Consider the following 24,355-nt stretch of genomic DNA (forward strand, 5'->3'; position numbering starts at 1 on the left):
AATTCGGCGTGTACGACTATGTCGACGGCATGGAGCGCCTGCTGCAGGCGGTCCAGGAACTGTCGCTGGCGCGCAGCCTTCCGGAGATCCAGCGCATCGTGCGGACCTCGGCGCGCGAGCTCACCGGCTGCGACGGGGCCACGTTCGTGCTGCGCGACAACGACACCTGCTACTACGCCGACGAGGACGCCATCGCGCCGCTGTGGAAGGGCAGCCGCTTCCCGATCGAGATCTGCATCAGCGGTTGGGCGATGCGGCATCGGGAAGCGGCGATCATCCCGGACATCTTCCGGGATTCGCGCATCCCGCAGGGCATCTACCGCGCGACGTTCGTCAAGAGCCTGGTGATGGTCCCGATCCGCAAGCTCGACCCGATCGGGGCCATCGGCAATTACTGGGCGCACCGGCACCCGCCGTCCGAGCAGGAGGTTCGCCTGCTGCAGGCCCTCGCGGACTCGACGTCGATCGCGATGGAAAACGTCCAGGTCTACTCCGAACTCGAGGAGCGGGTGCGCGACCGCACCGCGGAGCTTCAGAGAGCCAACGAGGAGATCAGCCGGCTGTCCGTCACCGACGAACTGACCGGGCTCAACAACCGTCGCGGCTTCTACCTGCTGGCCGAGCAGAAGCTGCGCGGCGCCCACCACCTCGGCCACAACTGCGTGCTCGCGTTCCTCGACGTCGACGGGCTCAAGCGGGTCAACGACGAACAGGGGCACGACGTTGGCGACGCCCTGATCAAGGATGTCGCCCGGGTGCTGCTTGGCGTGCGCCGCGAGTCCGACATCGTCGCGCGCCTGGGCGGCGACGAATTCTGCGTCATGGTCACCGAGAATGACGGCGGCACCGAAGCGGTCAAGGAGCGCCTCACCCGGGCCTTTCGCTCCTTCAACGCGAAAAGCGAGCGGCCCTACCGGCTTTCGGCCAGCATCGGCCTGGTGCAGGCGCCCGTCGCCGAACACGCGAGCGTGGACGAGTTGCTGGCCCAGGCCGACGAACTGATGTACGCCGAGAAGAGGGCCAGCCCGCACTCACGGCGCGCGGGATGAGCTCTAGCGCAAGCTAATCGGCGTCGGCGAGCCGCTGCTTGAGCGCCTCGAACTCGTCCTTGACGCCGGTCGGCAGCTTCTCGCCGACGAACTCGAACCACTCCTCGATCAGGGGCAGCTCTTCGCGCCACTCGGCGGTGTTGACCGCCAGCGCCTTCGCGACGTCCTCGGCGGCCACATCGAGGCCGTCCAGGTCGAGGTCCTCGGCGGTCGGCACGATGCCGATCGGGGTGTCCTGGCCGCCGGCCTTGTGCTCGATGCGGTCGACGATCCACTTCAGCACCCGGCTGTTCTCGCCGAAGCCCGGCCACAGGAACTCGCCCTTCTCGCCGCGGCGGAACCAGTTGACGAAGAACACCTTCGGCATCTTCGACTCGTCGGAGTTCTTGCCGAGGTCCAGCCAGTGCTGGAAGTAGTCACCCACGTGGTAGCCCAGGAACGGCAGCATGGCCATCGGGTCGCGGCGCACCGTGCCGACCTTGCCCTCGGCGGCGGCGGTCTGCTCGCTGCCCATGGTGGCGCCCATGAACACGCCGTGCTGCCAGTCGCGGGCCTGCGTCACCAGCGGCACCGTGGTCTTGCGCCGGGCGCCGAACAGGATCCCCGAGATCGGCACGCCCTGCGGGTCGTCCCACTCCGGCGCCAGGATGGGGCACTGCGACATCGGGGTGCAGTACCGCGAATTCGGGTGGGCGGCTTTGGTTTCCGTCTCGCGGATGTACCAGTCCTGACCCTTCCAGTCGATCAGGTGATCCGGCTCGCCCTCGAGGCCTTCCCACCACACCTCGTCGTCATCGGTCAGCGCGACGTTGGTGAAGACGGTGTTGCCCGCGGCGATGGTGCGCATCGCGTTGGGGTTGGACTTCCAGTTGGTGCCCGGCGCCACCCCGAAGAAGCCGAACTCCGGGTTGACCGCGTACAGCCGGCCGTCCTTGCCGAAGCGCATCCATGCGATGTCGTCGCCCAGGGTCTCGGCGCGCCAACCGGGGATGGTCGGCTGCAGCATCGCGAGGTTGGTCTTGCCGCACGCCGACGGGAACGCGGCGGCGAAGTAGTACGCCTTGTTCTCCGGGGAGATCAGCTTGAGGATCAGCATGTGCTCGGCCAGCCAGCCCTCGTCGTGGGCCATCGCCGACGCGATGCGCAGCGAGTAGCACTTCTTGCCCAGCAGCGCGTTACCGCCGTAGCCCGAGCCGTAGCTCCAGATCTCGCGGGTCTCCGGGAAGTGGGTGATGTATTTGGTGTCGTTGCACGGCCACGGGACGTCCTTCTGGCCCGGCTCCAGCGGGGCGCCCACCGAGTGCAGCGCCTTGACGAAGAACCCGTCGTCGCCGATCTTCTCCAGCGCGGCCTTGCCCATCCGGGTCATCGTGCGCATCGACACCACGACGTACTCGGAGTCGGTGATCTCCACGCCCAGCTTGGGGTCGTCGGCGCCGAGCGGGCCCATGCAGAACGGCACCACGTACATGGTGCGGCCCCGCATGCAGCCGCGGTACAGGTCGGTCATCAGGGACCGCATCTCGGCCGGGTCCATCCAGTTGTTGGTGGGACCGGCGTCGATCTCGCGCTCGGAGCAGATGAAGGTCCGCGACTCCACCCGCGCCACGTCGGACGGGTCGGACAGCGCCAGGTAGGAGTTGGGGTGCTTCTTCTCGTTCAGCTTGGTGAAGGTGCCCGCCTCGACCAGCTGACCGGCCAACCGGTCGAACTCTTCGGCCGAGCCGTCGGTGAACACCACGCGCTCCGGCTGGGTGAGCTCGGCGACCTCCTGTACCCACGACAGCAGCCCCTGATGTTTCGTGGGCGCGTTGTCCAAACCGGGAATGGTCGCTGAGGTCATCGAAGTCTCCTGAATTCTTCTGCGTCTCGGGCTTCTCGTTACAGCCATCGCGTATGCGGTCGCCCACACAACGGTGGACATGGTGGCGTTAACTACAGGTTATCGTGAGCAACTTGTCGGGGAAGTCTCGGGCAGGTATAAGCCTTCTCACAACAACGATTCAGAAGATCCCCCGGAATCGCCATCCCCGCTGAAAGAAGCCGGTTTTTCCGTCGCCTCGCTCGTCGCGTCCTTTTTCACGTCCGAAGCGGGCACATCAGACGCAGGTATACCCGATTCGCCGAGTTCCGCACGCACCGCGTCCAGGGCGGCCCGCACCGTGGGCATCTCCCGGTCCCGCGCCGCGGCGGCCCGCGAGGCGGCCATGGCGTGCGCGCGCAGCTCCCGGTCGATGGCGCTGACCTGGTCGCTTACCTCCGCGTTCTCCACCTCGTCCTGGGCCAGCACCGCCTTGCTCAGCACCGACTCGGCCACCAGCACCCGGGTGGCCACCAGCTCCTCGGCCACCGACCGCAGCGTGGAGGTCACGTCGCCCGCCCAGCGGTCCAGGACCGCCCGGTCGCGCAGCAGGCTGCGGAGGTTGACCACCAGCAGGGTGACCGCCAGCCCGATCGCCACGCAGGCCACGGCCGCGGCGACGGAAAGGGCGGGATTGAGGCGCGCGGCCAGCCCGCTCAGCAGCCGGCTCAGGGTCAGCGCCACGCCCAGGCCGAACCCGGCGCCCAGCAGCAGCATCAGCCAGGTCTCGTGCCGCCGCGATTTCAGCGGGGGCGGCGGGACGTCGACCGTCGGCAGCTGCTCGAGCGGCGGCAGCGTCGTCGCGACCCCCACCACCTGCGCCACGTCGGTGAGGTGGGTGGCGGTGCCGTCGTTCACTTCGGCGACCACCTCGTCCAGCCGCCCGCGCGCGTGCGCCTCGAAGTTCGCCATGGCGCGCCGGGACAGCCCGGCGGCGTCTTCCTGCAGTTCGCTGCGCACCGACGAGCTGCGGTTGCGCGCGAAGTGGGACAGCTGAACGCGGGCCTGCTGGATCTGGCCGCGCAGCGTGATGGTGCGCTCGGTCTTGGCCTCGCGCCGCTGCCGCAGGGCCGTGCTGCGCTCGGCGCGCAACGCGTCGACCCGTGCCCGCCGCCCGGCGCCGTCGGCATCGCGATCGAACCGCTGCGCGACCGTGTTGAGCCGGAACTCCCAGGCGCGCAGCCTGTTTCGGCGCGCGAGCTCGGGGTCGGCCAGCCGCGCCGAGAGCGCCGCCACCAGGTCGTCGACGTCCGGCTCGCCCAGGTCGGGCAGTGCGGCCGCGCCCACCCAGGGCACCTCGCCGTAGCGCGGCGCGTACGCGGCCAGCGTCTCGCGGTTCGCGGCGACGACGTCGCGCCACCCCCGGTGCACGTCGATCTTGGACACCACGCCGACCACGGCATCGGTCTGCGCGACGGCGGCGTCCAGCAGCGCGCAGTCCGACGGCGTCAGATGGGCCGCCGCGGACACGACGAACACCACCGCCATCGGCACGTCACCGGGCCCCAGTTCCGCGGACTCGACGAACTTGTGCTCCGGCAGCCGTTCGGCCAGCGCCGCGGCCACCGCACTGACCCCGGCCATCCACGGCCCGGTCACCAGCACCACGTCGCGGCGGTGGATGGCCGGGGCGTCCAGCTCCGGTCCGATGCCCGCCACCAGCGCGTCGACCTGGGCCACCGGATCGTCGTGCGTCTCGCCGCTCACCGCCAGTCCCCCCCGGCGAGCGAACCGCAGGTCTGCGACCACAGCCGCATCGATCCCCTGGCGATGTCCGCCCCGCAGGCGCGGTGCAGGTCGCTCGCCGCCGCGCGGCTGTACCGCTGCCAGCGCACCGCGCGCGGCAGGTGCGCGGACGGGTCGCCGTCCCAATCCGCCGGTCCCGCGTTGTCCCGGTCCAGCCCGGCCGCCGCGGCCAGGTCGACGGCGGCCGCCATGCGGGCGAGCACCGTCTCGTCGCGGGACAGGAACCCGCTGATGGTCTCGTCGCCCACCGCGAGCGCCTCCAGATCGGCGACGGCCTCGAGCACCCGCTGGTAGCGCGTCTCGGCGCCGGCGATCGAGAGGCGGGACAGCACGGCGTCGACCCCGCTCGTCCGGCGCAGCAGCGCCCGCACCTGCGCGGGCGTCCGGCCCTGCCGGACCGCGGCGACGCCGAGCGCGATGCCGAACAGATCCAGGGTGGCCAGCAGGCGCAGCCGCATCTCGGCCGGCACGGGGTTGTCCGCGGACAGGAACCCGGCGAACGAGCCGTCGAGGGCGGCGGCGGCGCCGGGATGCGCGGCCAGCGTCCGCAGCGCCGCCCACAGCGGGGCGTCCAGGCCGTCGAGCGCGGCGACGGCGAGCAGCGCGGCCAGCGGAACCATGGGCGCGCCGGCGACCTCGGCGAGCTCGGCGCAACGGGTCCGCGCCGCGGCGATGGGCCCGTCGCCGCGGGAGAGCGGCCCGGCCAGGTCCGCCTTGTTCAGCACCGCAAGCACCGGGCGTTGCGCGGCGGCGATCGCGTCGACGTCTTCGGGCTTGACCACCTCGGTGGTCACGTACACGACGAGGTCGGCGTCATCGGCGGTGGTCACCGAGATCCCCGCGGCCGTTCCGACGCGGTCCAGCGCCCGGGCCACCGTGGCGCAACCCACGCCGCGGCGTCCCCGGACGTGCACGCGCAGCGGCGCGGCGGTCCGCTCGGCGATGGCCGTCACCCGTGGGTCGGCGTGGCCGGCGGCGAATCGCGCCAGCTCGTCGACGAAATCCCGGTGTCCTTGTCCCCTCATGGTCCTCTCATGTCCTGCGTGCGGTGCGACGGTTCCGACCCGGGGGCCGATCGGAGTTCCACCGAATCGTGGCACTTGCGTCACTTTGATGCGAGCCACCGTCTGACTGTTACCAGCTGAAGGCAACTGTTGGGTATCAATCTGGACCAGGGGCGGCTACATCACTCGGTTATGGGTCACGATGGACAAATGCATGCGCAACCCGGGGTGGGAATGTGTCGGGTCGCGCCGGAGGAGCAAACGGACGACCGCCGCGACCAGCGCTATCTTCCGGCATCGACGTTTCGCTCCCGACGGTCGGCCCTGTCCGACGCCCAGCGGCAGACGTGGGAACGGCGGTGGCCGGAGCTCGGTCTGTCCCTGGGGGGCGGCGAAAGCGATGACCCGTCGCCGCTGGACACCCGCGCATGGTTCGGCCGGCAGGCGCCGCTGGTGCTCGAGATCGGTTGCGGCAGCGGCACTTCGACGTTGGCGATGGCCAAGGACGAGCCCGGTATAGATGTGATCGCGGTGGAGATCTACAAGCGGGGGCTGGCGCAACTGCTCTGCGCGATCGACCGCGAGGGGGTCGGCAACATCCGGTTGATCCGCGGCAACGCGGTCGACGTGCTGCAGCGGCTGATCCCGTCCCGCTCCCTGACCGGGGTGCGCGTCTTCTTCCCCGACCCCTGGCCGAAGGCCCGGCACCACAAGCGCCGGTTTCTGCAGCCCGGCACGATTGGCCTGATCGCCGACCGGTTACTCCCTGGTGGTGTCCTCCATGCCGCGACGGACCATGCCGGCTACGCCGAGCACATCGGCGCCGTCGGCGATGCCGAGCCGCGGCTGTCGCGCGTCGACGACGCAGGCGGGTTGCCGATCTCGGTGGTGCGGCCGACCACCAAATACGAGACGAAAGCCCACGATGCGGGAAGCGCCGTCACCGAATTCATCTGGCTACGACATGAGTAGGCGATGACCATGAGCCTGGCGGAAGAAAAGACCGTGGCAGAACAGCCGGTGGCGGTGTTGTCCGACGACGCGCTGGGCGGCTTCTCCCCACCGGGCGGGCGGGTGTTGCTGGTGTGGGACGCGCCCAACCTCGACATGGGGCTCGGCTCGATCCTGGGTCGACGCCCCACCGCGCTGGAGCGCCCGCGGTTCGACGCGCTGGGCCGCTGGCTGTTGGCGCGCACGGCCGAGGTCAGCGCCGGCCGGCCGGGCGTCGTGGTCGAACCCGAGGCCACCGTGTTCACCAACATCGCGCCGGGCAGCGCCGACGTCGTCCGCCCGTGGGTGGACGCCCTGCGCAACGTGGGGTTCGCGGTATTCGCCAAGCCGAAGATCGACGAGGACAGCGACGTCGACCGCGACATGCTCGCCCACATCGAGCTGCGGCGCAGCCAGGGGCTGGCGGCGCTGGTGGTGGCGTCGGCCGACGGCCAGGCATTTCGTCAACCACTGGAGGAAATCGCCCGCACCGGAGTCACCGTCCAGGTCATCGGATTTCGCGAACATGCGAGTTGGGCGCTAGCGTCGGATACCTTGGACTTTGTCGACCTGGAAGACATCAACGGTGTGTTCCGGGAGCCGTTGCCGCGAATCGGCCTGGATTCGCTGCCTGACCAGGGAGCATGGCTGCAGCCGTTCCGGCCGCTGTCCGCTCTGTTGACCGCACGTGTGTGACACTGGCTTGAAAAACCGAAACGTACCGTGCGGGTCGTCAACGATCCAGTAAGGAGCTTGCGTGTTCGCCTGGTGGGGTCGAACTGTGTACCGGTACCGGTACATCGTGATCGGGGTCACGGTAGCTCTGTGCCTGCTGGGCGGCGTTTTCGGGATGAGCCTCGGCAAGCATGTCACACAGAGCGGCTTCTACGACGAGGGCAGCCAATCCGTGAAGGCCTCGGTGCTGGGCGACCAGACCTACGGCCGCGACCGCACCAGCCACATCGTCGCCACCTTCACCGCCCCCGAGGGCAAAACGGTGGACGACCCGGCCTGGCGGGACAAGATCGTCGCGCAGCTCAACAAGTTCAAGACCGACCACGCCGACCAGGTCGTCGGCTGGGCCGGCTGGCTGGCCGCGCCCGATAGCACCAACCCGTTGATCAAGGGGATGGTGAGCGAGGACCGCAAGCACACCTTCGTGTCCATCCCGCTCAAGGGTGACGACGACGACAGCATCCTCAACAATTACAAGGCCATCGCGCCCGACCTGCAGAAGCTCGACGGTGGAACGGTGGCGCTGGCCGGGCTGGAGCCGATCGCCAACGCCCTGACCGGCACCATCGCCACCGACCAGCGCCGCATGGAGGTCCTCGCGGTCCCGATGGTGGCGGTGGTCTTGTTCCTGGTGTTCGGCGGTGCGGTCGCCGCGGGCCTGCCGGCGATCGTGGGTGGGCTCAGCATCGCGGGCTCACTGGGCATTCTGCGGCTGGTCGCCGTTTTCGGGCCGGTGCACTATTTCGCCCAGCCGGTGGTGTCGCTGATCGGCCTGGGTATCGCGATCGACTACGGGCTCTTCGTGGTGAGCCGGTTCCGAGAAGAGATCGCGGAGGGTTACGACACCGAGACCGCCGTGCGGCGCACCGTGATGACGGCCGGGCGCACCGTGACGTTCTCGGCGGTCCTGATCATCGCGTCGAGCGCCAGCCTGCTGGTGCTGCCGCAGGGCTTCGTGCACTCGCTGACCTACGCGATCTTCGCCGCCGTCGGGCTCGCCGCGTTGCTGTCGATCACGTTCCTGCCGGCCTGCCTGGGCATCCTCGGCCGCCACGTCGACGCGCTGGGCGTGCGGACCGCATTCCGGGTGCCCTTCCTGCGGAACTGGAAGTGGTCGCGGGCCTACCTGAACTGGCTGGCCGATCGGCTGCAGAAGACCAAGACCCGCGAAGAGGTCGAGGCCGGGTTCTGGGGCAAGCTCGTCAACTGGGTGATGAAGCGGCCGCTGGCGTTCGCCATCCCGATCGCCGTCGCCATGATTTTGCTGGTCATCCCGCTGAGCAACCTGTCGTTCGGCGGCATGAGCGAAAAGTACCTGCCGCCAACCAATCCCGTGCGTCAGGCGCAGGAACACTTCGACAAGCTCTTCCCCGGCTACCGCACCGAACAGCTGACGATGGTGATCCAGAGCACCAATCACAGCAAGGTCACCGACCAGCAGGTCGCCGACATCCGCAACAGGATTTCCTCGATCGGCGGGTTCACCGACAAGACCTGGGAGGAGCGGCCGTGCCCGACCATTGCCGGCAACCCCTGCGTCGCCGGACCGAACGGCACGACGGTGCCCAAGGACGGCTCGGTGCGCGTGATCCAGAACGGCCTGGTCAATAAGAACGACGCCGCCAAGAAGATCAGCGAACTCCGGGCGATAAATCCGCCGAAGGGCTTCAACCTCTATGTCGGCGGCACCCCCGCCCTGGAGCAGGACAGCATCCACAGCCTGTTCGACAAGGCCCCGCTGATGCTGGTGCTGCTGCTGGGCGCCACGCTGCTGCTGATGTTCCTGGCGTTCGGGTCGGTGGTGTTGCCGGTCAAGGCGGTGCTCATGAGCGCGCTGACGCTGGGGTCGACGATGGGCATCCTGACGTGGATCTTCGTCGACGGCCATTTGTCCGGCGTACTCAACTTCACGCCCACCCCGCTGATGGTGGTGGTGATCGCGCTGGTGGTCGCGGTGGGCTTCGGCCTGGCCACCGACTACGAGGTGTTCCTGGTGTCGCGCATGGTCGAGGCGCGCGAGCGCGGCATGTCGACCGCCGAGGCCATCCGGATCGGCACCGCGACAACCGGGCGCCTGATCACGGCCGCCGCCCTGGTGCTCGCCGTCGTGGCCAGCTCGTTCGTGTTCTCCGACCTGGTGCTGATGAAATACCTGGCGTTCGGGCTGATGGCGGCACTGCTGCTGGACGCCACCGTGGTCCGGATGTTCCTGGTGCCGTCGGTGATGAAACTGCTCGGCGACGACTGCTGGTGGGCCCCGCGCTGGGCCAGGCGGCTGCAGAACCGGATCGGGCTGGGCGAGATCGACCTGCCCGACGAGCGCAAGCGGCCGACCCTCAACGGGCGCCCCGCCCGCCCGCCGGTGTCGGCCAGCCTGGCCGCGGCCGCGCCGCGCGCACCGCACGATCCCACCCACCCCGCGGCCCTCGAGCCGTCGCGCGCGACGCGCCCGGGCCCGGCCGAGCCGAAACCCGGTCAGGAAGTGCCCGCGGGCGCGGCGATGCGCGCCCCGGCGCAGGCGCCCGACGCCGCGCGGTCGCAGACCCGGCCGCCGACGGAGGCCAAGACGACGCGGCTTTCGGTGCCCAACGCCGGCCCCGCCAACCCGGCGCCGCCGGCGCCCGCGCGGCCTGTCACCCCGGGCCCCGCGGCGCCACCGCCGCCGCCATCCGGCGGCCAGACCCGCGCAATCCCGGTGCCCGGCAATCGATCTGACGCCGGCGACGCCGAACCGACCACCGCGTTCCCGTCCGCACGGTCGGAGGGCAACGACTCCGAACCGGCCACCGAGAAGCTCACCTCGCACCCACAGGGCGACAACGGCGACGCGCGCCAGCGCCGGCGCTCCGGCGGCGGCGTGTCCGCCCAGGACCTGCTGCGGCGCGAGGGACGGCTGTAGATCCCGGTCCGGCTAGGTTTCCGGTTTGTCCGGTTCCGCCTGCAAGATCGTGCCCTCGTCGGCCTCCTCGGCCTGCTTCTCGGATTCGGCGGCCGGGTCCGGGGCGGTCAGCACCTGGATCGCGTTGTTGAGGAACGCCACTGTCGGGACGGCGAGCAGCGCGCCGACGATGCCGGCGAGCACGCCGCCGGTGGAGATCGCCAGCACCACCGCGAGCGGGTGAATCGACACCGCGCGGCCCATCACCAGCGGTTGCAGCACGTGGGCCTCGAGCTGGTTCACGGCGATCAGCAGACCGAGCGTGATCAGCGCGTAGACAACGCCTTTGGCCAGCAGGGCGACCACCACGGCGAGCAGGCCGGACACCAACGCACCGATCAACGGGATGAAGGCGCCCAGGAACACCAGCGAGGCCAGCGGCAGCGCCAGGGGTATGCCCATGATCGCCAGGCCCGTGCCTACGCCGGCCGCGTCGGTGAGCGCCACCAGGAAGGTGGCCCGCACGTAGCCGGTCAGCGACCCGTAGCCGGCGCGGCCCGCCTCGCTCACCCGGTCGCGGACGTCGGCCGGAACGATCCTCGAGACGTAGGCCCAGATGTTGCGCCCGCCATAGAGGAAGAAGATCAGCGTGAACAGCACCAGCACCGCCGCGGTGACCAGTTCGGTGATGGTGGCCGCCGTGGACAGGGCGCCGCTTTCCAGCTTCGCCTGGTTGTTGCGCAGCGCCTCGATCGCGGCGTTGCCCGCGTTGTCGATCTGTTCGCGGCGCAGGTGCGCCGGCCCGTGGATGAGCCAGCGCCGGGTGGATTCGATGCTGTGGGTCACCTGTTCGGTCAGGCCCGGCAAACCGTCGACGAACTGGTTGACGACGAACGCCAGAATGCCGCCAAGGAGCGCGAAGCCGCCGAACAGCACCAGCGTCACCGCGCCGCCGCGGGGCAGGCCGCGTCGATCCAGCCAGTCGACCACCGGCAGCAGCAACGCGCTGAGCAGCAGCGCCACCAGTACCGGGACGACGATGACCTCGAGCTTCTTCACCACCCACAGCAGGGCGACCAACGCGGCGAGGATCACCAGCAAACGCCAGGCCCAGGCTGCGGTCTTGCGGACAATGGGTTCGACCGAAGCGTCGTCGGTGTTTGCTGGCATGGCGTGAGCCTATCCGGCGGGCGGCGGCGCCAAACGTGCGCGGACTCCACCGCGCGCCGCCCGGGCGCGGCCATGCCGCCACGATCCGGTTACGACCCCGGAACTTCCCAGACACGGTCGGCCCCGCGCGACGATCCCCGCGCCACCTGCACCGTTACCCTAAATCACGTGCCGCACGACGCACCGGCCCGCAATCTCGACTTCCCGCGCGAAGAGACCCCGCGCGGGAAGTACTGGTGGGTGCGCTGGGTGATCCTCGGGATCGTCGCGATCGTGCTTGCCGTGGAGGTCGCCCTGGGCTGGCGTCAGCTGGCCAAGGCGTGGACGAGCCTGTACGAGGCGAACTGGTGGTGGCTGCTGGCATCCGTCGTCGCATCCGCCGCGTCGATGCACAGCTTCGCGCAAATCCAGCGCACCCTGCTCCGATCGGCCGGGGTGCACGTCAAGCAACTGCGGTCGGAGGCAGCCTTCTATGCGGCCAACTCGTTGAGCACCACGCTGCCGGGCGGGCCGGTGCTCTCGGCGACGTTTTTGTTTCGGCAGCAACGGATTTGGGGCGCCTCCACGGTGGTGGCGTCCTGGCAGCTGGTGATGGCGGGTGTCCTGCAGGCCGTCGGGCTGGCGCTGCTGGGCCTGGGCGGCGCGTTCTTCCTCGGCGCCAAGAACAACCCGTTCTCGTTGCTGTTCACCCTCGGCGGCTTCGTCGCGTTGCTGATCCTCGCCCAGGCGGTCGCGTCGCGGCCGGAGCTGATCGACGGGATCGGTTGCCGGTTGCTGTCGTGGGTGAACTCCGTGCGTGGCCGGCCCGCCGACACCGGCCTGGCGAGGTGGCGCGAGACCCTGATGCAGCTCGAATCGGTGAGCCTGAGCCGGCGCGACCTGGGCACCGCCTTCGGTTGGTCGATGTTCAACTGGATCGCCGATGTGGCCTGCCTCGGCTTCGCGGCCTACGCCGCCGGCGACCACGCGTCGGTCGCCGGGCTGACGGTGGCGTACGCGGCCGCCCGTGCGGTCGGCACCATCCCGCTGATGCCGGGCGGGTTGCTGGTGGTCGAAGCGGTGCTGGTGCCGGGCCTGGTGTCCAGCGGCATGTCGTTGCCCAACGCGATCTCGGCCATGCTGATCTACCGGCTGATCAGCTGGCTGTTCATCTCGGCGATCGGCTGGGTGGTGTTCTTCTTCGTGTTCCGCACCGAGAACGTCACCGTCCCGGACGATGAGGAGGCCGCGCCGGAACTCGAGCCGCCGGCGCCGCAGGTCCCGGCCGCCAACGATCCGACCGAGACCGCCCTGCAGGGCCCGTTACCGCCGGACCGCAGCCCCGAAGCCGGGAACTAGCCCGCGGTGTTGCCCCGCGGCGGCCCCGACAGCGGGTTGGCCGCCGGGGGGACCGGCGCCGGGGCCGCCGGCGGGCCGGCCAGCGGCAGCGCCCCCGCCGCGTTACCCGGCAGGCCACCGGCCGCGCCCTGCGCCTGCTGCATCATGCCCATCGCCTGGGTGGGCGAGATCGGCAGCTTGCACTGCAGCGAGAGGTTGGTCAACGGCTGGGCGATCGAGGTCATGTCGCCGGCGACCTTCGGGTTGGCCTCGAAGTAGGACTTCAGGCCGGTCATCGATTGCGGGCCGGCCTGCTGCTGCAGCATCGAGGTCATGGTCTGGTTGGTCTCCGGATGCGCGTCCAGGTAGTCGCCCATCGATTTGGAGACGGAACCAATCGTCCGGGCGATTTCACTGGCCGCGCACGGATCGTTGGCGCCCGTCGCCGGAGCCCCCGCCAGGACGGCCAGGGCGGCGCCCGGCACGACGGCGGCGATCAGCCCGGCGAGGATCCTGCGCCGCCCGGTCGCGGTGGCTCTCGTCATGGAAACTCCTTAGGTGTTCGCGGCATCGCGCGCAGCGCCGACGTGTGCGAACGGCTGCAATGGACGGCCCATCGATCGCGGAGTTCCCCATGGCCCCGCGGGCCATCCGACATCCTGCCATCGTCGGTCGCGGCCCTGCCAGCCCGCGGGATCGCGTGTGAGGAAACTCCCGCCCGGTAACCGCTTCACAACGAGTTGGCGGCGTCTTGACAACAACCCCGTCGCTGCAGCTCAGGAACCACGAAGCCGACATCATCCACAGGCCGCTGCGGTATCCTCGCCTGCACGCGTTGCGCGAGGGGAGTGAAGAAATCCAGCAGTTGATGATGCGCCTCAGCCGCAGCCTGCGTAAGTACCGCTGGTTGGTCTTCACAGGCTGGTTGCTGGCTTTGGTTCCGGCGGTCTACCTGGCCCTGACGCAGTCGGGGAATCTGACCGGCGGCGGTTTCGAGGTGGCCGGTTCGCAGTCGCTGCTCGTCCACGACCAGCTCGAGGAGCTCTACCACGACCAGGGCTCGTCCTCGCTGGCGCTGGTGGCGGCCCCGCGGCCGGATGCCAGCTACGCCGACATCAACGACGCCGTCGCGCTGCTGCGGAGCACCGCCGCCGAGCTGCCCGGCGTCTCGGAGGTGCCCAACCCCACCCAGCGGCCGCCGCAACCCGACCGGCCGTACGTGTTGTCGCTGCGGCTGGACTCCCGCAACACCAGCGACGTCGCCAAGCAGCTGCGCAAGAAGGTCGGCGTCAACGGCGACCAGCCCGGCCAGACCGCGGACGGCCGGGTGCGGCTCTACGTCATCGGGCAGGGCGCCCTGTCCGCGGCCGCGGCGCAGAACACCAAGCACGACATCGCCGCCGCCGAGCGCTGGAACCTGCCGGTGATCCTCATCGTGTTGCTGGCCGTGTTCGGCTCGCTGGCCGCCGCGGCGATACCGCTCGCGCTCGGCGTCTGCACGGTCGTGGTCACCATGGGCCTGGTCTACCTGCTGTCGTCCTACACGACCATGTCGGTGTTCGTGACGTCGACGGTGTCGATGTTCGGGATCGCGCTCGCCGTCGACTATTCGCTGTTCATCCTGATGCGGTTCCGCGAGGAGCTGCGGTCCGGCCGCGAGCCGCAGGACGCCGTCGACGCGGCGATGGCGACCTCGGGGCTGGCGGTGGTGCTGTCCGGAATGACGGTCGTCGCCTCGCTCACCGGGATCTACGTGATCAATACCCCGGCGTTGAAGTCGATGGCGACGGGGGCGATCCTGGCCGTCGCGGTCGCGATGCTGACGTCGACCACGTTGACCCCGGCGGCGCTGGCGACGTTCGGCCGGTCGGCCGCCAAGAGGTCGGCGTTTCTGCACTGGTCCCGCCGGCCCGACGGCGCCCAATCCCGGTTCTGGAACCGCTGGATCGGCTGGGTGATGCGGCGGCCGTGGATGTCGGCGCTGGCGGCCTCGCTGGTGCTGCTCGTGATGGCCGCCCCGGCTTCGTCGATGGTGCTGGGCAACAGCCTGCTGCGCCAGTTCGACTCGTCGCACGAAATCCGCGCCGGGGTGGGCGCGGCGGCCGAGGCCCTCGGCCCCGGCGCCCTGGGCCCGGTTCGGGTGCTGATCACGTTCCCCGACGGCGGCGCGGCCTCGCCCGAACACGGCCAGACCATCGGCGCGATCCGGCAGCGGATGACGCAGGCGCCCAACATCGTCTCGGTGGCCCCGCCGCAGTTCGCCGAGGACAACGGCAGCGCCCTGCTGTCGGCGGTGCTGTCGGTGGACCCCGAGGACATGCGGGCGCGCGAGACCGTCGGGTGGATGCGCGCGCAGCTGCCCAAGGTGCCCGACCGGGGAACCGCGCGAGTGGACGTCGGCGGCCCGACCGCCCTGATCAAGGACTTCGATGACCAGGTCTCCCAGACCGAGCCGTTGGTGCTGGCCATCGTCGCGCTGATCGCGTTCGTGATGCTGCTGGTCTCCGTGCACTCGGTGTTCCTGGCGCTCAAGGGCGTGCTGATGACCTTGCTGTCGGTCGCGGCCGCGTACGGCAGCCTGGTGATGGTGTTCCAGTGGGGCTGGCTGAAGGACCTCGGCTTCGCCCAGATCAGCTCGATCGACAGCACCGTCCCGCCGCTGGTGCTCGCGATGACCTTCGGGTTGTCGATGGACTACGAGATCTTCCTGCTGACCCGCATCCGGGAACGCTTCCTGCACTCCGGCAACACCCGCGACGCCGTCGCGTACGGCGTGAGCACCAGCGCCCGCACCATCACCAGCGCGGCCCTGATCATGATCGCGGTCTTCGTCGGCTTCGCGTTCGCGGGCATGCCGCTGGTCGCCGAGATCGGCGTCGCCTGCGCGGTGGCGATCGCGGTGGACGCCACCGTCGTGCGGCTGGTGCTGGTCCCGGCGTTGATGGCGATGTTTGCCCAGTGGAACTGGTGGATCCCCGGGTGGCTGTCCCGGATTCTGCCGTCGGTCGACTTCGACCGGCCGTTGCCCGCGGTAGACCTGGCCGACGTCGTGGTCATCCCCGACGACATCTCGGCCCTGACGGCGCCCAACGCCGACCTGCGGATGGTGCTCAAGTCGGCCGCCAAGCTCAAGCACTTGGCGCCCGACGCCATCTGCGTGACCGATCCGCTGGCGTTCACCGGGTGTGGGCGCAACGGCAAGGAGCGGCAGGCCGCCGCGGGGGCCGGGGCCGATCCGGACCGCGGCCGCGACCCCGGTCAGATCCCCCATCAGGTCAACATCGACGACGAGAAGGCGGGCGCCGTGGTGGGCACCGCCGACCGCAGGACCGGCACCAACGGGCACACCAACGGCGCCGCCGGGGCCAAGAAGCTGGTCGGGGGGCTGACCACGCGCAACGGCATCGCCAAGGCCATCGTCGGCGCGGACCGGCCCGTGCACCCGGTCACGTTGTGGCGGGGGCGGCTGTCGGTGGCCATCGACGCGCTGGAGAGCGAGAACGACAGCGCCGACCGGCCGCTCTACGAGCGCCGCAGCCCGGTGGAAACCACCCACGTGCAGCTGCCCACCGGCGACCGGCTGCTGGTCCCGACCGGCGCCGAGACGCTGCGCCTGAAGGGCTACCTCATCATGTGCCGTAACAGCCGCCGCGATTACGCCGACTTTGCGGATATGGTTGAAACGTTGGAGCCCGAGACCGCCGCCGTGGTGCTGGCGGGCATGGACAGGTACTACTGTTGTCAGTCGCCCAGGCGGCAGTGGATCGCCAGCCAGCTGGTCCGTCGACTCGCTGATCCCGATCCCTGCGATTTCGACGACGAGCAGGGGTCCGAGGACGACGCCCGCTCGGACTGGGAAGAGATCAGGCAGCGCTGCCTGTCGGTGGCCGTGGCGATGCTGGAGGAGGCGAGGTGACGTTGGCACCTGACCGACGCCCCGCACCGCCCCACCGGCCGGCCGCCGAGCCGCGCGGCCGCGACGGCGCGCCCGCCCCCGACCCCGACCAGCCGGTGGAGTTCTGGCCGACCTCGGCCATTCGCGCCGCCCTGCAGGGCGGCGACATCGCCACCTGGAAGCGCATCGCCGCCGCGCTGAAGCGCGATCCGTACGGGCGGACCGCCCGCCAGGTCGAGGAGGTGCTCGACGGCACCCGCCCCTACGGCATCTCGAAGGCGCTGTGGGAGGTGCTCGAGCGCGCCCGCACCCATCTGGAGGCCAACGAGCGCGCCGAGGTGGCCCGGCATGTGCGGCTGCTCATCGACCGATCCGGCCTGGCGCAACAGGAATTCGCCTCCCGCATCGGGGCGAGCGCCGAGGAACTCGCCGCCTACCTGGACGGCAGCACCAGCCCGTCGGCGGCGCTGATGATCCGGATGCGCCGCCTGTCCGACCGGTTCGTCAAGGTGAAGTCGACGCGCTCGGCGGAGTCCAACTGATCACCTGATCGGCAGCACGTCCGAGACCAGCCAGGCGTCCCCGTGCTTGGTCAGCGCGACCCGCAGCGCGGGCGCCGATTGGTTGGGCGGTTGCCCCGGCGCGTTCTGGGTGACCCGCAGGATCACCGCCACGCTCGCCGCCGCCGGCCCGAGCGCCTCGACCCCGGCCGCCAGCGTGGCGGCCTGCGCGGTGACGTTGTGCTGGGCCAGCTCGGAGCTGGACTTCGTGTACTGCTCCTTGAAGGCGGCCGCGTGCTCCGGGACGATCAACGCCGTGGCCCGGTCGATGGAGCTGTCCGGGGCGCCCGGGGTGAACGACGCCATCGCCTCCGCCATCCCCGTGGCGACGCGGACCACGTCACGCGAGTCGTCCTTGAATTCGCGGTCCGACCGCGTCCAATGCGTGTAACCGGTGACCACCGCGGCCACCAGCGCCGCCGTGCACAGGAAGACGACGGCCAGGCGCAGGCCCGGCGCGTCGTCGTCGGTGCCGACGCTGACCGAATCGCGCCGCAACAGCCAGAAATTCACCCCGATGCCCTCGACGATCAGCAGGACGAGCACCGAGCACACCGACACCCACCACAGCGGCCAACCCAGCACCAGCCCGATCGCCAACAACGCCGCAATGGCCGCCAGCGGGGCCAGGATGTCGAAGGCGACGAGGCGCCAGACGTTTCTCATCGGATCGACTCCAGCCCCGAGATCATCAGCTTGCCCTCCACGTCGCACACGTCGAGGCGCAGATTCCAGTGCACCGTCTGCGGTTTGGCGCCGGCGTTCTCACTGACCGACGTCGCGACCAGCATCACCGAGTCCAGGCGGCTGGCAAACGGCGGCAGCTTCGTGGTCACCACCGGCCGGGACGTACCGGGCTGGGTGTCCAGGTCGCGGTGGACCGTCTCGACGGCCACCGCCTCGATCCGCCCGGCGCTCTTGGACTGCAACTTTTCCACCACCTGCCGGTAGGGCTGCATGGCCGCGTCGAAGTCGGTGTTGAGTTCGCCGACCGTCCCGTCGTGCAGCCGTTGCAGGCTGGAATCGACGTTGCCGCTGTTCATGTTGATCAGCACCCCCGTCCAGTCGGCCGCGGTCTGCATGACCTGGGTGAGGTAGCGGCGTTCGGCCATGTCGTCGCGGTGCCCGGACCACAGGACGAATGCGAACACCACCGCCGCCACCGACAGCACCCCCAGGACGGCCGACGCGATGCCGTACGGGGAGAACATCGGGCCGTCGGCGGATTCCTCGTCGACGGCTTCGTCGGGATCTTCGACGTCCACCTCTTTCGTCGCTGCTTCGGTTCGCTCGCCGTCTGACATGGCCCGATCGTCGCACCCGGGAAAGATGGAAGGATGGCGGGGTGACTGTAGAGGCCATCCGCTCGGGCATCGACCTGAGCCACGTCGACGCCAACACCCGCCCCCAGGACGACCTGTTCGGTCACGTCAACGGCCGCTGGCTGGCCGAATACGACATCCCGGCGGACCGGGCCACCGACGGGGCGTTCCGTCAGCTCTACGACCGCGCCGAGGAGCAGGTGCGCGACCTGATCATCGAGGCGAGCCAGACCGGCGCCGCCCCCGGCACCGATCAGCAACGCATCGGCGACCTCTACGCCAGCTTCCTCGACGAGGAGGCCGTCGAGCGGCGCGGCCTGCAACCGCTGCGCGACGAGCTGGCCACCATCGACGACGCCGCCGACGCGGACGCGTTGGCGACCGCCGTGGGCGCGCTGCAGCGCACCGGGGTGGGCGGCGGCGTGGCGGCCTACATCGACACCGACGCCAAGAACTCCGCCCGTTACCTGGTGCACCTCACCCAATCCGGCCTCGGACTGCCCGACGAGTCCTACTACCGCGAGGAGCGGCACGCCGAGGTGCTGGAGGCGTACCCGGGTCACATCGCGCGGATGTTCGCCCTGGTGTTCGGCGGTGACTCGGCCGATCACACTCGGGACGCGGAGCGCATCGTCGCGCTGGAGGCCAGGCTGGCCGAGGCGCACTGGGACGTGGTCAAGCGCCGCGACGCCGACCTCAGCTACAACCTGCGCACGTTCGCCCAACTGCGCGACGAATCGCTGGGGTTCGATTGGGCCGCCTGGGCCACCGCCCTGGGCGCCGGCCCCGAGGGACTCGCCGAAGTGATTGTGCGCCAACCGGATTACCTGCGCGCGTTCGCCGAGCTGTGGCGCAACGAGGACCTCGAGGTGTGGAAGAGCTGGGCCCGCTGGCGGTTGATCCGCGCCCGCGCGTCCTGGCTGACCGACGACCTGGTCGCCGCGGACTTCGACTTCTACGGCCGCCTGCTCACCGGCGCCGAGCAGATCCGCGAGCGCTGGAAGCGGGCGGTGTCGCTGGTGGAGAGCCTGATGGGCGACGCCGTCGGAAAGCTCTACGTGCAGCGGCATTTCCCGCCGGACGCCAAGGCCCGCATCGACGCCCTGGTGGACAACCTGAAGGCGGCCTACCGGCAGTCCATCCACGAACTGGACTGGATGACCCCGCAGACCCGGGAGCGCGCCCTGGCGAAGCTGGACAAATTCGTCGCCAAGGTCGGCTACCCGGCGAAGTGGCGCGACTACTCCGCGCTGGTGATCGACCGCGACGACCTCTACGGCAACTTCCGGCGCGGCTACGCGGTCAACCACGACCGCGAGCTGGCCAAGCTGGGCGGCCCGGTCGACAAGGACGAGTGGTTCATGACGCCCCAGACGGTCAACGCCTACTACAACCCGGGGATGAACGAAATCGTCTTTCCCGCGGCAATTTTGCAGCCCCCGTTCTTCGACCCGGACGCCGACGACGCCGCCAACTACGGCGGGATCGGCTCGGTGATCGGACACGAGATCGGGCACGGCTTCGACGACCAGGGCGCGAAGTACGACGGCGACGGCAACCTGGTGGATTGGTGGACCGACGCCGATCGCGCCGAATTCGGTTCCCGCACCAAGGCTCTCATCGAGCAATACGACGCCTACACGCCGCGCGGGTTGGGCGAGGGCCACCACGTCAACGGCGCGTTCACCGTCGGGGAGAACATCGGCGACCTGGGTGGGTTGTCGATCGCCCTGCTGGCCTACCAGCTGTCGCTACAGGGCCGGCCCGCGCCCGTCATCGACGGGCTGACCGGAGTGCAGCGCGTGTTCTACGGCTGGGCGCAGGTGTGGCGCACCAAATCCCGTGCGGCCGAAGCGATCCGGCGGCTGGCGACCGATCCGCACTCACCGCCGGAGTTCCGCTGCAACGGCGTCGTCCGCAACATGGACGCGTTCTACGACGCGTTCGACGTGGGCGAGAGCGACGCGCTGTTCCTCGAGAAGCAGCGCCGGGTCAGGATCTGGAACTGACGGCGGCCGGCACCGGCTCGATCCGGGCCGGCACGTGCTTGTGCCACGGCGTGCCGGCGTAGGGGTCGCGCCAGTCGGTCGAGGTGAGCGCGTTCGGGGCGACGCCGGGAACCACGGTGTGCCCATCGCCGTCGACGTAGTCCAGCCCAAAACCGTTGGGCAGGGCCGCGTGCCCGGCCAGCATGGTCTCGGTGATCTCGACGGTGGCCTCGGCGCTGCCGGCCGCGGTGCTGATGCGGACGCGGCACCCGTCGACCAGGCCCAGCGTTTGGGCGTCCGCGACGCTGACGCGCAGCGCCCCGTCCGCGTCGCGCTTGCGCCACGACGGGTCGCGGAAGATGTCGTTGGCGGTGTAGGCGCGGCGCTCCCCCACCGACAGCACGATCGGGAATTCCGGCGTGGTCAGCTGCGGCGGCGCCGCGGCCAATGCACCCAATTCGTCGAGCATCTCCGGGATCTCCAGCGCGATCTTGTGATCGGCATGGCTGATCAACGCGAAGTCGTCCTCGTAGTTGTGCGCGGTGAACGTCACCCCGGACGGGCTGTCGAGGATCGCGTCGAACAGGGCATTGCCGTCGGCGTGGCCGGCGCGGCGCACGGCCTCGGGATAGGTGAGCGCGGCCTTCTGGGCGAGCCCCCACAGGGCGGCCGCGCCGCGCAGGCCGTCCGGCAGGGTGGGCCCGAGGGTCTCGTAGAGGACGTAGGGCAGCAGCTTCGCGACCGTCGGGTTGGTCGCGGTGGCGGCCAGGAACGCTTCGGTGTACGCCTGCCGGCCGCGCTGGGCCGCCTCGGCCAGCGGCCGCAGGTCCGCGTCTTCGACGACGCCCAGCGCCCGCACCAGCCGGGCCCAGATCTCCGGCTCGGGCAGCGTTCCGGGCAGCGGCTCGAGCAACGGCCGGCGCAGCTGAAAGGCGTTGTGCGGGAACTCCAGATTGAAGAACGTCGCCTCCGGTTTCTCGAACTGGGAGGCCGCGGGCAGGACGTAGTGCGCGAGTCGGGCGGTCTCGGTCATCGCGACGTCGATGACGACCATCAGTTCGAGCGCTTTGAAGGCCTCCCGGCAGGCCGCCGAGTTGGCCAGCGAGTGCGCGGGATTGCTGCTCTCCACGATCATGGCCCGGAATCGGTCCGGGTGGTCGGTGAGGATCTCCTCGGGCACGACGTTGCTGGGCACCAATCCGGCGATGATCGGGGCGCCGGTGACCGGGGTGCGGCCGGAGAACTGGCCGAACAGCGGCCCGAACGCCGAATGCAGGTGCTGGCCGCCCTTTTTCGCGAAGTTGCCGGTGAAGATCCACAGCAGCTTGTTCAGATACGAGCAGAGCGTGCTGTTGGGCGCCTGCTGCACCCCGAGGTCCTCGAACACCGAGACGCTGGCCGCCGCGCCGATGCGGCGGGCCGCCGCCCGCAACAACTCCTCGTCGACCCCGCACCGTTGCGCGTAGTCGGACACGGGCACCTCGCGCAGCGCGGCCCGGACGGCGTCGGCGCCGCGCACGTGCTCGGCGAGAAACGTTTCGTCACAGAGGTTTTTTTGGACCAGGACGGCCGCCAGCGCGGCCAGGCACCACGCGTCGGTGCCGGGCCGCACCCGCAGATGGAAGTCGGACATCTTGGCGGTGTCGGTGACGACGGGGTCGATGACGATCATCGAGCGGGCCGGGTCCTTGGCGATCTCGTTGAGCACCACCCGGGCGCGGGGGAAGCTCTGCGACATCCACGGGTTCTTCCCGACGAACACCGACACCTCGGCGTGCTCGAATTCGCCTCGCGTGTGACCGCCGTACAGCTGCCCGTCGATCCAGGCCTCGCCGGTCTTCTCCTGCGCCAAGGCATTTGACCGATAGCGCGACCCCAGGGCCTTCAGGAAGGCGCCGCTGTAGGCTCCGCCCAGGTGATTGCCCTGGCCGCCACCGCCGTAGTAGAAGATCTTGTCCCCGCCGTAGCTGTCCCGGATTCGCTTGAACCCCTCGGCGATCTCGACAATCGCGGTGTCCCAGTCGATCTCCTCGAAGCTGCCGTCCGCGCGCCGGCGCAGCGGCGAGGTCAGCCGAGCGCCGCTGTTCTGATAGTGATCCAGACGCAGCGCCTTGTTGCAGGTGTAGCCCTGCGATGCGGGGTGCGCCTTGTCGCCCCGGATGCGGGCCAGCCGCCGGTCCTCGACCTGCACGACGATCCCGCAGTTGCATTCGCAGAGGATGCAGGCCGTGGATTTCCATTCACCGGTCATTGTCAGACGTCCTTCCTGGTCGCCTCGGCCGACAGCAGGCGGTGTAGCTGGCGGTGCACGACGTCGAGGGGGGTGAGGTCGCGGCGCACGCGCGCCAGCACGATCGCGCCCTCGAGCGCGGTGGTGGCCAGCACCGCCAGGTCGGCGGCCCGCTCGGGTGCCACCCCGTCGGCGATGAAGCGCTGCGCGATCAGATCGGTCCAGCGGTCGAATACCGACGCGGCGCGCTCGACGACCGGCGCCATGCGCTCTTCCTCCCCCGCCTCCACCGAAACCGCGACCACGGGGCAGCCCGCGCGATAGTCGCTGTCGAGCAGCTGCCGGCGATACTTGTCGATCAGGGTGTCCAGCAGCGCCGGCCCGTTCTCGGCCTCGGCGATGATCGCCGCGACATGCTCGCCCGCGTAATCGACCGCCTCGCAGAGCAATTGGGTTCGCCCGCCCGGGAAATAGTGGTAGGCCGATCCGCGCGGCGCGCCGCTGTGTTCCAGGACGTCGGAGATCGCGGTGGCGTGCGCGCCCCGCTCCCTGATCAACAGCGCGGCGGAGACCACCATCCGCTCGCGTGGACTGCGCATCGCCGCTCCTCGGGTCAGACCTTATGTATGATGCTATACATAATCCCTAGGCCCGCGGAACCCCCCCGCCTCCATTGGCGAGCAGACGCAAAATCGCCCAATTCCGGACCGGAATGGGCGATTTTGCGAGTGCTGGGCTAGGGGCTTAGTTCATCCAGTCGGCGGAGCCGTCGTTCTTCTTGTACGAGCCACCGCTGGAGTTCTTCACGACGATCGGGTCACCCGGACCGAAGTTGTCGAAGAACCACCTCGCGTTGGCGGGGCTGATGTTGATGCACCCGTGGCTGACGTCGCGCTTGCCCTGGTCGTCCACCGACCACGGCGCGCTGTGCACGTAGTCGCCGACGTTGTCGAAGCGGACCGCGTCCTCCACCGTCACCTTGTAGCCGTAGGTCGAATTCACCGGCACCCCGTAGGTGGAGGAGTCCATCACCACCGACGCCTTCTTGTCCTGCACGTAATAGGTGCCGTTGGGGGTCTGGTGGTTGCCCGACGTCATGCCCATCGACATCGGGAAGGTCTTCTCCACGGTGCCGTTGCGGGTGATGGTCAGCTGATGGGTCGCGTCGTCGGCCGTGGCGATCAGCGTGTCACCGGTCTGGAAGGTGGACACGGTCCCACCGGCGTCGACGGTGACCGCGGTGTGCGCGGGCCAGAAATTGATGGGCCGCCAGCGCAACTGCGTCGGGGTCATCCAGTAGAACTTGCCCGGGACCGGCGGCACCGACGAGACGTGCACGGCGGCGATCGCCGCGTCGGCGTTCTCGACCGTTCCCGGGAAGTTGATGATGATCGGCTGGCCCACGCCCACGGTCGAACCGCCCTTGGGGACGAACGACGGCGGGCCGAACGGCGCCGTTCCGGTGAACGGTGCGGGGTTCTGCCCGTCGGCCGAGGCCGCCGCCGGCTGTGCCGCCGGGGGCATCCACGGGGGCGCCGTTGGGGCCCTCGTAGCGGATCACCACGGCGTCGCCCGCGGCGATCGTCCCGTCCTCGAGGGCTTCCACCATG

Annotated in this window: 17 protein-coding genes and 2 pseudogenes; 8 read left to right on the top strand and 11 right to left on the bottom strand. The window is 69.8% G+C overall.

Going from position 1 to position 24,355, the window contains the following annotated elements:
- Nucleotides 1-1,049, top strand: a 1,049-nt coding sequence (locus A5680_RS14880) for a GGDEF domain-containing protein (protein WP_369817891.1), incomplete at its 5' end; no start/stop codon positions are given.
- 13 nt (nucleotides 1,050-1,062) lie between these two features.
- Here the strand turns inward: A5680_RS14880 and A5680_RS14885 are convergent.
- From A5680_RS14885 to A5680_RS14895, 3 genes are all read right to left on the bottom strand, one after another.
- Nucleotides 1,063-2,892, bottom strand: a complete 1,830-nt coding sequence (locus A5680_RS14885; RefSeq protein ID WP_067820511.1) for a phosphoenolpyruvate carboxykinase (GTP) — start codon at nucleotides 2,890-2,892, stop codon at nucleotides 1,063-1,065.
- A 147-nt stretch (nucleotides 2,893-3,039) separates the two neighbouring features.
- Nucleotides 3,040-4,617 (bottom strand): hypothetical protein, encoded by a 1,578-nt coding sequence (locus A5680_RS14890; protein ID WP_067820540.1) that lies wholly within the window; start codon nucleotides 4,615-4,617, stop codon nucleotides 3,040-3,042.
- Nucleotides 4,614-5,681, bottom strand: coding sequence for a hypothetical protein (locus A5680_RS14895; protein ID WP_067820516.1), 1,068 nt, complete (start codon nucleotides 5,679-5,681; stop codon nucleotides 4,614-4,616). The genes A5680_RS14890 and A5680_RS14895 overlap by 4 nt, the downstream gene beginning before the upstream one ends.
- Before the next feature lie 171 nt (nucleotides 5,682-5,852).
- On the opposite strand from A5680_RS14895, the gene trmB reads away from it, so the two are divergent.
- From trmB to A5680_RS14910, 3 genes are all read left to right on the top strand, one after another.
- Nucleotides 5,853-6,632, top strand: coding sequence for a tRNA (guanosine(46)-N7)-methyltransferase TrmB (trmB, locus tag A5680_RS14900; RefSeq protein WP_067820519.1), 780 nt, complete (start codon nucleotides 5,853-5,855; stop codon nucleotides 6,630-6,632).
- Between the two features lie 9 nt (nucleotides 6,633-6,641).
- A complete protein-coding gene (locus A5680_RS14905; RefSeq protein WP_067820543.1) occupies nucleotides 6,642-7,346 on the top strand; it encodes an NYN domain-containing protein in 705 nt (234 codons plus the stop codon).
- A gap of 61 nt (nucleotides 7,347-7,407) precedes the next feature.
- Nucleotides 7,408-10,284 (top strand): MMPL family transporter, encoded by a 2,877-nt coding sequence (locus tag A5680_RS14910; RefSeq protein ID WP_067820522.1) that lies wholly within the window; start codon nucleotides 7,408-7,410, stop codon nucleotides 10,282-10,284.
- 12 nt (nucleotides 10,285-10,296) lie between these two features.
- On the opposite strand, the gene A5680_RS14915 is transcribed toward A5680_RS14910, so the two are convergent.
- A complete protein-coding gene (locus A5680_RS14915; protein WP_055401095.1) occupies nucleotides 10,297-11,433 on the bottom strand; it encodes an AI-2E family transporter in 1,137 nt (378 codons plus the stop codon).
- A 168-nt stretch (nucleotides 11,434-11,601) separates the two neighbouring features.
- On the opposite strand from A5680_RS14915, the gene A5680_RS14920 reads away from it, so the two are divergent.
- Nucleotides 11,602-12,771, top strand: a complete 1,170-nt coding sequence (locus tag A5680_RS14920) for a TIGR00374 family protein (RefSeq protein ID WP_055401098.1) — start codon at nucleotides 11,602-11,604, stop codon at nucleotides 12,769-12,771.
- Here the strand turns inward: A5680_RS14920 and A5680_RS14925 are convergent.
- Entirely contained in the window at nucleotides 12,768-13,295 is a 528-nt protein-coding gene (locus A5680_RS14925; protein WP_055401100.1) for a hemophore, read from the bottom strand. The genes A5680_RS14920 and A5680_RS14925 overlap by 4 nt on opposite strands.
- Before the next feature lie 323 nt (nucleotides 13,296-13,618).
- On the opposite strand from A5680_RS14925, the gene A5680_RS14930 reads away from it, so the two are divergent.
- Both A5680_RS14930 and A5680_RS14935 read left to right on the top strand, forming a co-directional pair.
- Nucleotides 13,619-16,666 carry an efflux RND transporter permease subunit gene (locus A5680_RS14930; RefSeq protein ID WP_067820546.1) on the top strand — a complete coding sequence of 1,016 codons (3,048 nt, stop codon included), beginning with the start codon at nucleotides 13,619-13,621 and terminating at the stop codon, nucleotides 16,664-16,666.
- Nucleotides 16,663-17,187: a hypothetical protein gene (locus A5680_RS14935; RefSeq protein ID WP_067820525.1), complete on the top strand. Its 525-nt coding sequence runs from the start codon at nucleotides 16,663-16,665 to the stop codon at nucleotides 17,185-17,187. Before A5680_RS14930 ends, A5680_RS14935 begins: the two co-directional genes overlap by 4 nt.
- Here the strand turns inward: A5680_RS14935 and A5680_RS14940 are convergent, their stop codons facing one another.
- Both A5680_RS14940 and A5680_RS14945 read right to left on the bottom strand, forming a co-directional pair.
- Entirely contained in the window at nucleotides 17,188-17,871 is a 684-nt protein-coding gene (locus tag A5680_RS14940; protein ID WP_067820528.1) for a hypothetical protein, read from the bottom strand.
- Nucleotides 17,868-18,509, bottom strand: a complete 642-nt coding sequence (locus A5680_RS14945; RefSeq protein ID WP_055401107.1) for a hypothetical protein — start codon at nucleotides 18,507-18,509, stop codon at nucleotides 17,868-17,870. Before A5680_RS14945 ends, A5680_RS14940 begins: the two co-directional genes overlap by 4 nt.
- Nucleotides 18,510-18,550: 41 nt before the next feature.
- On the opposite strand from A5680_RS14945, the gene A5680_RS14950 reads away from it, so the two are divergent.
- Complete coding sequence (locus A5680_RS14950) at nucleotides 18,551-20,536, top strand: M13 family metallopeptidase (RefSeq protein WP_067820531.1); 1,986 nt, start codon at nucleotides 18,551-18,553, stop codon at nucleotides 20,534-20,536.
- On the opposite strand, the gene A5680_RS14955 is transcribed toward A5680_RS14950, so the two are convergent.
- The 4 genes and pseudogenes from A5680_RS14955 to A5680_RS26055 form a co-directional block, all read right to left on the bottom strand.
- A complete protein-coding gene (locus A5680_RS14955) occupies nucleotides 20,520-22,766 on the bottom strand; it encodes a molybdopterin-dependent oxidoreductase (protein ID WP_067820534.1) in 2,247 nt (748 codons plus the stop codon). The two genes, A5680_RS14950 and A5680_RS14955, sit on opposite strands and share 17 nt — an antisense overlap.
- A 2-nt stretch (nucleotides 22,767-22,768) precedes the next feature.
- The gene (locus A5680_RS14960; protein WP_156349468.1) at nucleotides 22,769-23,344 is read right to left on the bottom strand and encodes a TetR/AcrR family transcriptional regulator; all 576 of its coding nucleotides are present in this window, start codon (nucleotides 23,342-23,344) and stop codon (nucleotides 22,769-22,771) included.
- Nucleotides 23,345-23,489: 145 nt separating this feature from the next.
- A pseudogene (locus tag A5680_RS14965) lies at nucleotides 23,490-24,281 on the bottom strand (L,D-transpeptidase family protein); the annotation flags it as partial.
- Nucleotides 24,232-24,355: pseudogene (locus A5680_RS26055) on the bottom strand (hypothetical protein); the annotation flags it as partial. The pseudogenes A5680_RS14965 and A5680_RS26055, both read right to left, overlap by 50 nt.

This window comes from Mycobacterium sp. E2989 (assembly GCF_001667595.1).
Taxonomy (GTDB): Bacteria; Actinomycetota; Actinomycetes; order Mycobacteriales; family Mycobacteriaceae; genus Mycobacterium.

Excerpts from the sequence above, each read along its gene's own strand:
- A5680_RS14885 (WP_067820511.1), bottom strand. The coding sequence starts at position 2,892 with ATGACCTCAGCGACCATTCCCGGTTTGGACAACGCGCCCACGAAACAT.
- A5680_RS14895 (WP_067820516.1), bottom strand. The coding sequence starts at position 5,681 with ATGAGGGGACAAGGACACCGGGATTTCGTCGACGAGCTGGCGCGATTC.
- trmB (WP_067820519.1), top strand. The coding sequence starts at position 5,853 with ATGGGTCACGATGGACAAATGCATGCGCAACCCGGGGTGGGAATGTGT.
- A5680_RS14905 (WP_067820543.1), top strand. The coding sequence starts at position 6,642 with ATGAGCCTGGCGGAAGAAAAGACCGTGGCAGAACAGCCGGTGGCGGTG.
- A5680_RS14915 (WP_055401095.1), bottom strand. The coding sequence starts at position 11,433 with ATGCCAGCAAACACCGACGACGCTTCGGTCGAACCCATTGTCCGCAAG.
- A5680_RS14925 (WP_055401100.1), bottom strand. The coding sequence starts at position 13,295 with ATGACGAGAGCCACCGCGACCGGGCGGCGCAGGATCCTCGCCGGGCTG.
- A5680_RS14930 (WP_067820546.1), top strand. The coding sequence starts at position 13,619 with ATGATGCGCCTCAGCCGCAGCCTGCGTAAGTACCGCTGGTTGGTCTTC.
- A5680_RS14940 (WP_067820528.1), bottom strand. The coding sequence starts at position 17,871 with ATGAGAAACGTCTGGCGCCTCGTCGCCTTCGACATCCTGGCCCCGCTG.
- A5680_RS14945 (WP_055401107.1), bottom strand. The coding sequence starts at position 18,509 with ATGTCAGACGGCGAGCGAACCGAAGCAGCGACGAAAGAGGTGGACGTC.
- A5680_RS14955 (WP_067820534.1), bottom strand. The coding sequence starts at position 22,766 with ATGACCGGTGAATGGAAATCCACGGCCTGCATCCTCTGCGAATGCAAC.
- A5680_RS14960 (WP_156349468.1), bottom strand. The coding sequence starts at position 23,344 with ATGCGCAGTCCACGCGAGCGGATGGTGGTCTCCGCCGCGCTGTTGATC.